Annotated in this window: 12 protein-coding genes; 11 read left to right on the top strand and 1 reads right to left on the bottom strand. The window is 70.7% G+C overall.

Annotated features, from left to right (window positions below; all coding sequences use genetic code 11):
- The first annotated feature begins 91 nt into the window (after nucleotides 1–91).
- From AB0K82_RS19365 to AB0K82_RS19405, 9 genes are all read left to right on the top strand, one after another.
- A complete protein-coding gene (locus tag AB0K82_RS19365; RefSeq protein WP_364398808.1) occupies nucleotides 92–913 on the top strand; it encodes a sugar ABC transporter permease in 822 nt (273 codons plus the stop codon).
- Nucleotides 914–917: 4 nt separating this feature from the next.
- Nucleotides 918–1,805: a carbohydrate ABC transporter permease gene (locus tag AB0K82_RS19370; protein WP_364398607.1), complete on the top strand. Its 888-nt coding sequence runs from the start codon at nucleotides 918–920 to the stop codon at nucleotides 1,803–1,805.
- Nucleotides 1,806–1,815: 10 nt separating this feature from the next.
- Complete coding sequence (locus AB0K82_RS19375) at nucleotides 1,816–3,237, top strand: glycoside hydrolase (protein ID WP_364398609.1); 1,422 nt, start codon at nucleotides 1,816–1,818, stop codon at nucleotides 3,235–3,237.
- Nucleotides 3,237–4,310 (top strand): Gfo/Idh/MocA family oxidoreductase, encoded by a 1,074-nt coding sequence (locus AB0K82_RS19380; protein ID WP_364398810.1) that lies wholly within the window; start codon nucleotides 3,237–3,239, stop codon nucleotides 4,308–4,310. Before AB0K82_RS19375 ends, AB0K82_RS19380 begins: the two co-directional genes overlap by 1 nt.
- Entirely contained in the window at nucleotides 4,307–5,176 is an 870-nt protein-coding gene (locus AB0K82_RS19385; RefSeq protein WP_364398611.1) for a PmoA family protein, read from the top strand. Before AB0K82_RS19380 ends, AB0K82_RS19385 begins: the two co-directional genes overlap by 4 nt.
- The gene (locus AB0K82_RS19390) at nucleotides 5,170–5,871 is read left to right on the top strand and encodes a cupin (protein WP_364398613.1); all 702 of its coding nucleotides are present in this window, start codon (nucleotides 5,170–5,172) and stop codon (nucleotides 5,869–5,871) included. The genes AB0K82_RS19385 and AB0K82_RS19390 overlap by 7 nt, the downstream gene beginning before the upstream one ends.
- Before the next feature lie 689 nt (nucleotides 5,872–6,560).
- Nucleotides 6,561–7,457 (top strand): hypothetical protein, encoded by an 897-nt coding sequence (locus AB0K82_RS19395; RefSeq protein ID WP_364398615.1) that lies wholly within the window; start codon nucleotides 6,561–6,563, stop codon nucleotides 7,455–7,457.
- 276 nt (nucleotides 7,458–7,733) lie between these two features.
- Nucleotides 7,734–8,777 carry a lytic polysaccharide monooxygenase gene (locus tag AB0K82_RS19400; RefSeq protein WP_364398617.1) on the top strand — a complete coding sequence of 348 codons (1,044 nt, stop codon included), beginning with the start codon at nucleotides 7,734–7,736 and terminating at the stop codon, nucleotides 8,775–8,777.
- Between the two features lie 127 nt (nucleotides 8,778–8,904).
- Nucleotides 8,905–10,302, top strand: a complete 1,398-nt coding sequence (locus tag AB0K82_RS19405) for an endo-1,4-beta-xylanase (protein WP_364398618.1) — start codon at nucleotides 8,905–8,907, stop codon at nucleotides 10,300–10,302.
- A 131-nt stretch (nucleotides 10,303–10,433) separates the two neighbouring features.
- Here the strand turns inward: AB0K82_RS19405 and AB0K82_RS19410 are convergent, their stop codons facing one another.
- On the bottom strand, nucleotides 10,434–10,628 hold the full coding sequence (locus tag AB0K82_RS19410; protein WP_364398817.1) for a hypothetical protein: 195 nt from the start codon (nucleotides 10,626–10,628) through the stop codon (nucleotides 10,434–10,436).
- On the opposite strand from AB0K82_RS19410, the gene AB0K82_RS19415 reads away from it, so the two are divergent.
- Together AB0K82_RS19415 and AB0K82_RS19420 are read left to right on the top strand one after the other, a co-directional pair.
- The gene (locus AB0K82_RS19415; RefSeq protein ID WP_364398811.1) at nucleotides 10,540–10,902 is read left to right on the top strand and encodes an AMP-binding protein; all 363 of its coding nucleotides are present in this window, start codon (nucleotides 10,540–10,542) and stop codon (nucleotides 10,900–10,902) included. The genes AB0K82_RS19410 and AB0K82_RS19415 overlap by 89 nt on opposite strands.
- Nucleotides 10,899–12,107 carry an AMP-binding protein gene (locus tag AB0K82_RS19420; protein ID WP_364398620.1) on the top strand — a complete coding sequence of 403 codons (1,209 nt, stop codon included), beginning with the start codon at nucleotides 10,899–10,901 and terminating at the stop codon, nucleotides 12,105–12,107. The genes AB0K82_RS19415 and AB0K82_RS19420 overlap by 4 nt, the downstream gene beginning before the upstream one ends.
- Nucleotides 12,108–12,153: the final 46 nt, after the last annotated feature.

The raw sequence follows: 12,153 nt of genomic DNA on the forward strand, positions 1-12,153 counted from the left end.
GGGGGGGCGGCGGCCGTCGGCCGCCGCCGGCGCGGACCGGGCGGCGCGGCCGGGCGCCGTGTGGATCCTCCCCGCCGCGCTGTTCTTCGGCGTGTTCGCGGGGGTGCCCCTGCTCCTGACGGCCGTGCTGTCCTTCACCGACTGGAACGGCCTCGGCACGCCGAACTTCAACGGCCTGGCCAACTGGAGCCGCGCGCTGTCGGACAGCGCGATCTGGGAGTCGATGCGGATCAGCCTGGTCTTCATGGTGCTGTGCTGGGTGGTGCAGACCCCGCTCGCCCTGCTGATCGGCGTCTGGGCGGCGGGCCGGGAGCTGAACCGCGCGGTGCTGTCCTCGATCTTCTTCCTGCCGCTGCTGATGTCGACCGCCGCGATCGCCATCACCTGGCGGGTGCTGCTCGACCCGAACTTCGGGCTCGCCGCGAAGGTCGGCCCCTGGATCGGATTCCCGGACGGGAACATCGCCGGCGACCAGCACGGCGCCCTGGGCGCCGTGGTCGTCGTCATCGCCTGGCAGTTCGTGCCGTTCCACTCGCTGATGTACCAGGCCGCGGCGCGGCAGATCCCGAAGATGCTGTACGACGCCGCGCTCATCGACGGCGCGGGCCGGTTCCAGCAGTTCTGGCACATCACGCTGCCGCAGCTCCGGAACACCGTCATCACCTCGTCGGTGCTGATGCTGGTCGGGTCGCTGACCTACTTCGAGACCATCCTGATCGTCACCAACGGCGGGCCGGGCACCGCCACGATGGTCCTGCCGCAGCGCATGTACAACAGCGCCTTCCAGAGCTTCCAGATGGGGTACGCGAGCGTGATCGCGCTGGTCCTGGCCGCGCTCGGCACCGCGCTGTCGCTGCTCATCGTCCGCTTCTCCGGTTACGGGAAGATGCGCAGCACCCTGGAGGGGATCTGACGCCATGACGGCACTCCGGGAAGAGACGTCGGTGCCGGTCGCGCGCCACCGGCGCGGCGACCGGCCACGGCGGAGGCGGCAGCGGCCGAACTGGGGCGCCGGACTGGCGGCGCTCGCCTGGCTCGTGTTCGTGGGCGTCCCGATCTACCTGATGATCAAGGACAGCATCCAGCCGACGGACGGCTACCTCGACGGCGGCCCGCTGTCCCTGCCGCACAAGCTGACCTTGGGCAACTTCGCCGAGGTCTTCCGCAGCGGGTACACCCGCTACCTGGTCAACACGGCGATCGTCACCGTGGGCAGCGTCGCGCTGACCGTGCTGCTCGCCTTCCCCGCGGCGTACGCGATCGTGCGGTCGCGCAGCCGGGTCGTGTCCGGGACGTTCCGGATCTTCCTGGCCGGACTCGCGGTGCCCGCGCAGGCCACGATCATCCCCGTCTACCTGATGATCACCCGGATGCACCTGTACGACTCGCTGACGGCGATCATCCTGCCGACCGTGGCGTTCGGCCTGCCGCTCAGCGTGCTGGTGCTGTCGTCGGCGCTGCGGGACGTCCCCCGCGAGCTGTACGAGGCGATGACCATCGACGGCGGCGGGTCGTTCCGGCTGATGTGGAGCCTGGCGCTGCCGCTCAGCCGCGCGTCGCTGACCACGGTCGCCGTCTACAGCGCGCTGAACGCCTGGAACGGCTTCCTGTTCCCGCTGATCCTCACCCAGTCTCCCGAGCAGCGGGTCCAGACGCTCGGCCTGTGGAACTTCCAGAACCAGTTCGGCTCGAACGTGCCCGGCCTGATGGCGGCCGTGCTGCTGTCGGCCCTCCCCGTGTTCGTCGTCTACCTGTTCGCGCGCCGCTGGCTCATCGCGGGCCTGGCCGGCGCGGGCGGAAAGTAGCGGATCCCCCATGCGTCCCCTCACGCGTCCCTCTGGGCGCAGATCACTCGCCCTCGCCCTCACTGTGGCGACCGCGTGCTCCCTGGGCGTGCCCGCGCGCGCCCAGGAACCACCCCGCGGCCGCGTCGACTTCCGCGCGAACCTGCAGCCCATCGACGGGTTCGGGTTCTCCGAGGCGTTCCAGCGGGCCGCCGTGATCCACGGGCTGAACGGGCTGTCGGCGCCGAAGCAGAAGGAGGTCGTCGACCTGCTGTTCGGCCGGCGCGCCGGCGCGGGCGCGTCCATCCTGCGGCTCGGCATCGGCTCGTCCGCCGACAAGGTGTACGACCACATGCCGTCCATCGAGCCCGCCGACCCGGGCGGGCCGACCGCACCGCCGAAGTACGTCTGGGACGGCGACGACGGCGGCCAGGTCTGGCTGGCGACACAGGCGAAGGCGTACGGCGTGCGGCGGTTCTACGCCGACGCGTGGAGCGCCCCGGGCTTCATGAAGACCAACGGCACCGACGCGAACGGCGGCACCCTCTGCGGCCTGCAAGGCACCGACTGCGCGAGCGGCGACTGGCGGAAGGCGTACGCGAACTACCTCGTCCAGTACGCGAGGTTTTACCGCCGTGAGGGCATCCGGATCACCGACCTGGGCTTCACCAACGAGCCGGACATCACCGTCTCGTACGCCTCGATGAACTTCACCCCGGCCCAGGCCGTCGAGTTCGTCAAGGTGCTGGGCCCGCTGGCGAAGAAGGCCGGGCTGAAGCTGTCCTGCTGCGACCACACGGGCTGGGACGGGCAAAAGGACTACACCCGGGCCATCGAGGCCGACCCGCGGGCGGCGAAGTGGGTCACGACCGTCACCGGCCACGCCTACTCCAGCCCGGTCACCTCGCCGCAGCCGACCCGGAAGCGCACCTGGATGTCGGAGTGGGGACCGGGCGGCAGCACCTGGAACGAGAACTGGGACGACGGCACCGAGTCCTCCGGCTTCGCGGTCGCGGAGAACATCCACCGCACCATGACGGACGGGAGCGCCGGCGCGTACGTCTACTGGCTCGCCGCCTCCATCGGGGCGACCCGCGCGCTGATCCAGCTCGACGGCGACGCCTACCACGTGTCCAAGCGGTTCTGGGCGTTCGCGGCGTACAGCCGGTTCATCCGGCCGGGCGCGACCCGCGTCGCGGTGAGCGCCGCCGACCCGGCGCTGGAGATCTCGGCCTACCGGAACGCCGACGGCACCAAGGTCGTCGAGATCCTCAACACCGGCACCACCGCGGCGACGACGGACCTGGCCCTCGGCTCCCCGGCCGGGCACGCCCAGGCGTACCTGACCGACGCCGACCACTCGGTGACCCCCGTCGCCGCCGCGCGCGTCCACGGCCGTGACCTGTCGGTCGACCTCGCCCCCCGCTCGCTGACCACGGTCGTCCTGCGGTGATCCGGGCCGCGATCGTCGGTACGGGCGGGATCGCGGGCATCTGCCATCTGCCCGCGCTGCGGGCGGAGGCGCACCGCGTCCGGGTCGTGGCCGCCGTCGACGTCGACGCCGAGCGCGCGAAGGACTTCTGCGCCGCGCACGACATCCCCGCGGCGTACACCGACCTGGGGGAGATGCTCGCCGAGGCCCGCCCCGACCTGGTGCACGTCTGCACGCCGCCGCACGTGCACGCCGCCCAGGTCAGGGCATGCCTGGAAGCGGGCGCGTGGGTGCTGTGCGAGAAACCGCCGGCCCTCTCGCTCGCCGAGTACGACGCCATGACGGCCGCCGAGCGCGACGACGGCCCGTACGCGGCCGTCGTCTACCAGCACCGGTTCGGCTCCGGCGCCCGCCACCTGCGCCGACTCGTCACCGACGGGGAGCTGGGCCGGCCCCTGGTCGCGGTCTGCCTGACCACCTGGCACCGCGACCAGGCCTACTTCAACGTCCCCTGGCGCGGCCGGTGGGACACCGAGGGCGGCGGCCCGACCATGGGCCACGGCATCCACCAGATGGACCTGCTGCTGGCGACGCTCGGCGACTGGGCCGAGGTCCGTGCCATGGCGGGCCGCCTCGCCCGGGACGTCGCCACCGAGGACGTGTCCGTGGCCTCGGTCCGCTTCGAGAACGGCGCGCTCGCGTCGGTGGTCAACAGCGTGCTGTCGCCGCGCGAGGAGAGCCGGCTGCGGTTCGACTTCACCGAGGCGACGGTGGAGCTGTCGCACCTGTACGGCTACGCGAACGCGGACTGGACCTACACCCCCGCGCCGCACGTCACCGACGAGGCGCGCGTCGCCGCCTGGCGGACCCAGGACCAGGACCTGCCGAGCTCGCACGCCGCGCTGCTGGCCGACCTGCTCGACGCGTACGAACGCGGCGACCGGCCGCAGACGAGCGGCGCGGGCGGCCGGCAGACCCTCGAACTCATCGCCGCGCTGTACAAGTCGGCGCTCACCGGCCGTCCCGTACGCCGGGGCGACATCGACGGCACGGACCCCTTCTACCGGGAGATGAACGGCGGGATGGACCTGTGAGGATCGAGCACATCGGCGACCACACGCTCGCCGTGCACGCGCGGGACGTGGAGCTGTTCCGGTACGTCTACCGGCCGACCACGCCGGCGTTCGAGGGCCCGAAGCCGTACCTGCATCCGGTCCGTACGCTCGCCGGGGACGTCGTCACCGCGTACCGGCCGCACGATCACCGCTGGCACAAGGGCGTGCAGCTGACCGCGTCGCACCTGTCGGGGGAGAACTTCTGGGGCGGCGGCAGCTACGTCCGCGACCAAGGCTACGTCGACCTGCCGAACGTCGGCGTCATGCGGCACGAGGAGTTCACCGAGGTCGGCGCGGGACGGATCGCCGAGCGCCTCACCTGGCACACCCGGGCGGGCGAGCACTGGGTCGACGAGCGGCGCGCGCTGACCGTGCGCGACGTCACCGGCGACTCGTGGGCGCTGGAGTTCGCGACCGCGCTGACCAACGTACGGGGGGAGGCGCTCGTCTTCGGCAGCCCGACCACGAACGGCCGGCCGGCCGCCGGGTACAGCGGGCTGTTCTGGCGAGGGCCGCGCGCGTTCACCGACGGAGAGATCATCGCGGCGGACGGGCAGGGCGGCCCGGAGCTGATGGGCCGGCCCGCGGCGTGGCTCGCGTACGTCGGCCGGCACGACGAGGTGGACCGCGCCTCCACGCTGATGTTCTTCGACGACCCCGAGTACGGCAGCGACTGGTTCGTCCGGAACACGCCGTTCCCGGCGGTCAACCCCTCGCTCGCCTTCGCCGAGGAGTTCGCGCTGCCGCCCGGCGAGACGCTGCGCCTGCGGTACCGGATCGTCGTCGCCGACGGCGCGTGGGACCGCGCCCGCCTGGACGCCTACGCCAAGGACCACCCGTGTTGAGCCCGCTGCCCGGCGCGGTCGGGATCTCCGGGCTGCGCGTGTACGACTGGCCGACGGCCGACGGCCTGTGCGGCGGCTCGCCGCACGTCCACCTGACCTGCGCGGAGGCGTACGTCGTCGTCGTGGGCCGGGGCAGCGTGCAGACGCTGACCTGCGACGGTTTCGCCGAGACGCCGCTGACCCCCGGTACCGTCGCCTGGTTCACGCCCGGGACCGTGCACCGGCTCGTCAACGGCGACGGCGGGCTGCACATCGTCGTCGTCATGCAGAACAGCGGACTGCCCGAGGCGGGCGACGCCGTCTTCACCTTCCCACCGGAGACCCTGAACGACCCGGAGGCGTACGGGCGGGCGGCGGCCCTGGACCCCGGCGCGCGGGAGCACACCGCCCGCGGCCGTCGCGACCTGGCCCTGGCGGGCTTCACCGCGTTGCGCGCCCGGTTGGACGCCGGCGACCCGACGGCGCTGCACGACTTCTACCGGTCGGCCGTACGGCTCAAGGCGCACCTGTTCCCCGAGTGGGAGAAGCGCTGGCAGGCCGGCGCGTTCGCCGAGGCGCTGCGGACCGGTGCGCAGTTGAGCCGCCTGGGCGCGGGCGACATCGGCCCCCTGACGGAGGCCGCCGTCCACCGCCTCGACCCGCCGCCCGAGCGCGCGTTCGGCATGTGCGGCCGCCTCGACACGTACGTGCCCTGACCCTGCCCGGCCGGTCAGGGCCGGGTCTGCGGGTGGCAGGGGACGAGGTCCTGGACGAGGTGATCGGACCGGCGATGCCGCCGACCACCTTCAGGCGTCGCGGACGTGCAGGAGCAGGCCGCCGACCACGAGCGACACGGCGGCCCACCCGGCGGTCACGCCGAGGCCGGCCCAGGGCACCATTTGGTGATGAGCGACCGCCGCGTTGTGGCGTGATCGGTTCGTTCGGCATGGGCGGGGGCCCGTCCGCCCATGCCCTGCTGTGTTGCGAGAGGGTGGGCAAAGGTTGGCAGCATGCGTACGGGATGTCGCGAGTATGGGGCGCGAGACCACCGACGTGGTGGGGGCTCGTACCAACAATCTGCGGGACGTGTCGGTGAGTATCCCCAAGGGGCAGCTCGTCGCCTTCACCGGAGTGAGCGGCAGCGGCCAGACCTCGCTGGCCATCGACACCCTGCACAACGAGGCCCAACTGCGGTATCTGGAGGGGCTTTCGCCGTTCGTACGGCAGTACATCACCCAGCGCAATCGCCCGAAGGTCGACCGCATCCTGGGACTCGGCGCGACACTCGCAGTCGACCAGCGTCGTCTGAACCGCAACCCCCCGCTCCACGGTCGCGACGATCACCGGCATCGATGGGCACCTGGGACTGCTGTACTCGCGCCTTCCGGGAATCGGCGCAGGCCCGGTGGCGGAGAGCGGAGACGGGCATCTGACGACCGCTCACTTCGACCGCAATACGCCGGAAGGGGGCTGTGCGGACTGCCACGGGGTGGGCGGACGCTGGCAGGCGCAAGAGGACCTGGTCATCACCCACCCGGAGCTTCCGCTCTTCGAGGGGGCTTCACCCTGGTATGCGAAGTGGCGGTCGGGGGAGCACGCGTTCGTACCGGCACTCGCCGAAAAGCGGGGCGTGGACCTCGGCCGGCCGTGGCAGTCGCTGCCTGAGGAGTTCCGTCACTGCGTGCTGTACGGCACGGGTGAGGAGAAGATCGAGGCGACCGTCGACATGCCGAACAAGAATGAGACGGCCCTGATGACCTACACCTCGAGCCAGCCGCTGCGGGGCGCGCTCGCCGAGGTGGAGCGGGTGTTCATGAACGCCCAGACCTCCAGTGCCAAGCAGCGTTACCTGCCGTACATGCGCAAGCAGCCCTGCGTCACCTGCGGCGGCAGCGGGTACGACCAGGTGGCCAGGTCCGTGCGGATCGGCGGGCTGACGTTCCCCGACCTGCTCGAGGTGGAAGTACGGGAAGTGCGCAGCTGGGCGAAACGTGTGGTGAATGACCTGGGCGCCCGGCAGCGCGAGGTGGGTGAGCCACTACTGCAGGACCTGAGCCGCAGGCTCGGAGTCCTTGACCGGCTCGGCCTGGCCCATCTCCAGCTATCCCGGAGCGCGGCGACGCTGTCCGGGGGTGAGTTGCAGCGGACCCGGCTCGCCGCGCAGCTCAGCACCGAGCTGAGTGGCATCATCTTCGTCCTGGACGAGCCCGGGACCGGGCTGCATCCGGCGGACAAGGCGCACCTGCTCGACATCGCCCTGGAAGTGCGTGCGGCCGGCAACACCGCCGCCGGCTGTCGCTGACAGCGGGCGCCATGTCGCAGGCGTACATCGTACGCTGTTAAGCGACGTCCGGGAGGCGTCCGACGTCTGTAACCCCTTGCTTTCAGCTGCTTTCACGCCCGCTCTTCTCACCGGCGGAAGAACCCGCAGGTCGGCTCGGTATGCCCGGCCTCCGGAGCGGCCGTCGTTGACCCCGCCGAGACGGCGGTCCGATCCTGACAAGGCGCTCCCACCGCGCCCGAACTCCCTGCGGGTCCGCATGCCCGGCCCGCGGGCGGATCGAAGGGAAACGGTGTCGTGAGAAAGCGACGGAGAAGCGCGCTCGCCGCGGCCCTCGGAATGGTGTCGATCCTGGTGATGAGCGTGTTCACGGGGACCCCGGCGTGGGCCCACGGGGCGTTCATGCAGCCGGGCAGCCGTACGTTCCTGTGCTGGAAGGACGGCCTCACCTCCACTGGAGAGATCAAGCCGCAGAACCCGGCGTGCGCGGCGGCGGTCGCACAGAGCGGGACCAACTCGCTCTACAACTGGTTCTCCGTGCTCCGGTCCGACGGCGCCGGCCGTACGCGGGGCTTCATCCCCGACGGGCAGCTGTGCAGCGGCGGGAACCCGAACTACACCGGCTTCGACCTGCCGAACGCGAACTGGCCGGTCACGCACCTGACCAGCGGCGCGAACTTCCAGTTCCGTTACAACAAGTGGGCGGCGCACCCCGGCTCGTTCTACCTGTACGTCACCAAGGATGGCTGGGACCCGACCAAGCCGCTCACCTGGGACGAGATGGAGACCACTCCGTTCCTCGTCGCGGACCACCCGGCCGACACCGGCCCGGTCGGCAGCGTCGACGGCTACTACTACTGGTCCGGCAACCTGCCGGCCAACAAGACCGGCCGCCACATCATCTACTCGGTCTGGAGTCGCTCCGACAGCACCGAGACGTTCTACGGCTGCTCCGACGTGGTCTTCGACGGCGGCAACGGTGAGGTCACCGGCGTCGGCGACAGCAGCGGCGGCGGCACCGGCGGTGGCGGTGGAACCCCGAGCACGCCGTGCACCGCGACGTTCAAGACGACCGGTAGCTGGTCGGGCGGCTTCCAGGGCGAGGTCACGGTGAGCAACCCCGGGACCACGGCCCTCAACGGCTGGACCGTGAGCTGGATGCCGTCCAGCGGCCAGACCATCAACAGCGTGTGGAACGGCACGCTCACCCTCAGCGGGGACATGGCGACCGTACGGAACGCCGACTGGAACCGCACCGTGAACGGCGGCGCGTCGACCAGCTTCGGATTCGTCGCCAACGGCTCGCCGGGCGCGTCGATGATCACCTGTTCGAGCCCCTGACCCACCCGTCCGGCGCGGCGACCGCGTCGGCCTCTGACCCACCGACCCGGCGCGGGGGAGCCCCGCTCTCCCCCGCGCCTCGTCATGGGCACGGAACATCTCACGCACACCCCTGGAGGAACTCAGCATGTCCTCGCCACTCCGGCCGAGACTCGCGGCCGTCCTGGCGCTGGCACTCGGCGTTCTCCTGGCGCTCACCGCCGTGGTGATGCGCCCCGCGTCCGCCGCGTCAACGCTCGACCAGCTCGCCAAGGCCAAGGGCAGGTACTTCGGCTCGGCGACCGACAACCCCGAGCTGTCCAACAGCGCCTACACGGCGATCCTGGGCGGCGGCGAATTCGGGGCGACCACCCCGGGCAACTCGATGAAGTGGGACACCACCGAGCCTTCGAGGGGATCGTTCAACTTCAGCGGAGGCGACACCATCGTCTCCTTCGCTAAGAGCCACAACATGATCGTCCGCGGTCACAACCTCGTCTGGCACAGCCAACTGCCGAGCTGGGTGTCGAGCCTGCCGAGCAACCAGGTGCAGGCCGCCATGGAGAACCACATCACCACCGAGGTGACCCACTACAAGGGCCAGCTCTACGCCTGGGACGTGGTCAACGAGCCGTTCAACGAGGACGGCACCCTTCGCGCGGACGCCTTCTACAACGCGATGGGCAGCGGCTACATCGCCGACGCGCTCCGCACGGCGCACGCCGCAGACCCCAACGCCAAGCTCTACCTGAACGACTACAACATCGAGGGCACCGGCGCGAAGAGCGACGGCATGTACAACCTCGTCAAGTCGCTCAAGCAGCAGGGCGTGCCGATCGACGGCGTCGGCTTCGAGAGCCACTTGGCGGTCCAATATGGATTTCCTGCGAACATGCAGCAGAACCTGCAGCGCTTCGCCGACCTCGGCGTCGACGTCGCCGTCACCGAGCTCGACGTGCGGATGCAGCTCCCCGCCGACACCACCAAGGTCAACACTCAGGCGCAGTACTACACGAACGTCGTGAAGGCGTGCCTCGCCGTGACCCGCTGCGTCGGCATCACGATCTGGGACTACACCGACAAGTACTCCTGGATCCCCGGCACCTTCAGCGGTGAGGGCTCGGCCCTGCCCTGGGACGAGAACCTCAACAAGAAGCCGCAGATCTACGGCGCGATCAGCACCGCGCTCGGTGGCACGGACGACGGCGGCGGCACGCCGACGCCCACACCGACGCCTGGTAGCTGCAAGGTCGCCTACTCGGCCAACGACTGGGGGACCGGCTTCACCGCGAACATCACGATCACCAACGGCAGCTCGGCGATCAACGGCTGGACGCTGAAGTTCTCCTACGCCGGCAACCAGCAGCTCTCCCAGGGCTGGAGCGGTACCTGGTCGCAGTCGGGCAACACCGTCACCGTGATCAACGCGAGCTGGAACGGCAGCCTCGCCGCGGGCGCGTCCACCTCGGTCGGCGCGAACTTCACCTACAGCGGCTCCAACACGGCGCCCGGCTCGTTCTCCCTGAACGGCACGGCCTGTAGCTGAGGGCCGGCCCACCGCCACCCGGGGGCCCCGCGTGCGGAGGACCGAGGCCCCCGGGTGATCCATGGCGCCGAGCGCACCGCACGCCACGGTCGTCACCACGAACGTCGCGCGGACGCCCGGCCCGCGTCGTCTCAGCGGTGGTGCGGTAGGGCGGCGATGCCGTCGAGCAGGCGGTCCAGCGCGAACTCGAACCGGGTGCCGAGGTCCGGGGCGGTGAGGTCGCCGGCCAGCGCGACGATGTGCGGGAACTCCCCGGCGGGCAGCGCGGCGAGCCGGTCGCGCAGGTCCGAGCAGCCCGTCCCGGTACGGGCCCAGGAGGGCGACATCGCCCGCATCCTCTACACCGGCGGCACCACCGGCCGACCGAAAGGCGTGCCCACCACGTTCGCGGGCCTCGGAGCGTCCACGAAGGCGTGGGCCGCGTCGGCGGGTTCCACCGGATCGATGCCGGAGGGCACCCGGTTCCTGCTGGCGACGCCGTTCGCCCACGGCTCCGGTGACGCCGCGCTGAACATGCTGTGCCTCGGGGTCACGGTGGAGATCCTGGACGGGTTCGACCCGGCTTCGTCGCCGCGCTGCGGTCCGCTCCGGCGGCGATGACCTACCTGTACCCCTCATGGCTGTACCGCCTGCTCGACCACGCCGAGGCGACCGGCGCCGACCTGACCCCCTTGAAGTTCGTCATGTACGGCAGCTCTCCCGTCGCCCCCGCCCGGCTGCGCCAGGCGCTGGAACGGTTCGGCCCCGGACTCATGCAGACGTACGCGACCACCGAGGCGCCGGCCATCGCGACGCTGCAACCGGCCGACCACGCCGCCGCCCTCGCAGGCCGTCCCGAACTCCTCGCCTCGGTCGGCCACCCGATGCCGGGCGTCACCGTCACGCTGCGGCGCACCGACGGCACGACCGCGTCGCCCGGTGAGATCGGGGAGGTCTGCGTCCAGGGGCCGGGCGTGCTGACCGAGTACTGGAACCGCCCGGACGACCTCGGCCGGACCGTACTGCCGGACGGCCGGCTGCGCACCGGCGACCTCGGCCGATTCGACGAGGACGGCTACCTCTACCTGGTGGGCCGGCTGAAGGACATGCTCATCGTTGACGGCTACAACCACTACGCCGGCCCGATCGAGGACGTGCTCACCGAGCATCCCGCGGTCCGGGAGGCCGCCGTGGTCGGCGTGCCGGACGAATGTACGGGCGAGGCCGTCCACGCCTTCGTGACGATCCGGCCGCCCGGGATCACCCCGGACGCCCTCCGCTCCTGGGCGGCGGATCGCCTGACCGCCGACGCGGTCCCCGTCACGATCAAGACCTGGTGTACGGGCCGAACCAGATCGGCGTCCCCGGGAACCTCCGGCTCAGGACGGCCAGCGCGTCGGCGTTCACGGACGATCGTCCGGCACTTCGAGTCGCTCGCCGAGGTACGTCGTGATCTCGGCGGCTGCTCCGGCCGGATCCTCGACGGCATGACGTACCTTTTCGCTGCGACGCCACACGAAGGCGTCATCCTCGATGCCGATCCAGATCCGGTCGCCGGTAAGAGAGGCGCGGACCGACAAGGCCGGCCGGGCATCGCTCAAACCGAGATGCAGTCCGGATCCAGCGAGGGCCTGGCACAGGTCGGTCAGTGCGCGGATCTTTCGCTCGCTGTCCATCTGACTCCCTTCTCGAATGCGGAATCGACGCTTTCCACGATTCGGCATCGAGCATCGAGAAATGGCCTCAGATCCGGCGCGGCAGGTGCGGTCCTGTGCGGATCGGTGTGTTCGGTGTGCTTCCGGTTCCGGCATAACCTAAGTGGTTAGAGTTGTTGCCCATTGTTCCCTTACGGCACTCTCCCCCGGGTGGACA

It is taken from the genome of Actinoallomurus sp. NPDC052274 (genome assembly GCF_040679475.1).
GTDB lineage: Bacteria > Actinomycetota > Actinomycetes > Streptosporangiales > Streptosporangiaceae > Actinoallomurus > Actinoallomurus liliacearum.

Bases quoted from the DNA above. Each gene is read 5' to 3' on its own strand.
- AB0K82_RS19415 (WP_364398811.1), top strand. From the start codon at position 10,540: ATGTGCGGGAACTCCCCGGCGGGCAGCGCGGCGAGCCGGTCGCGCAGG.
- AB0K82_RS19420 (WP_364398620.1), top strand. From the start codon at position 10,899: ATGACCTACCTGTACCCCTCATGGCTGTACCGCCTGCTCGACCACGCC.
- AB0K82_RS19410 (WP_364398817.1), bottom strand. From the start codon at position 10,628: ATGTCGCCCTCCTGGGCCCGTACCGGGACGGGCTGCTCGGACCTGCGC.
- AB0K82_RS19405 (WP_364398618.1), top strand. From the start codon at position 8,905: ATGTCCTCGCCACTCCGGCCGAGACTCGCGGCCGTCCTGGCGCTGGCA.
- AB0K82_RS19375 (WP_364398609.1), top strand. From the start codon at position 1,816: ATGCGTCCCCTCACGCGTCCCTCTGGGCGCAGATCACTCGCCCTCGCC.
- AB0K82_RS19370 (WP_364398607.1), top strand. From the start codon at position 918: ATGACGGCACTCCGGGAAGAGACGTCGGTGCCGGTCGCGCGCCACCGG.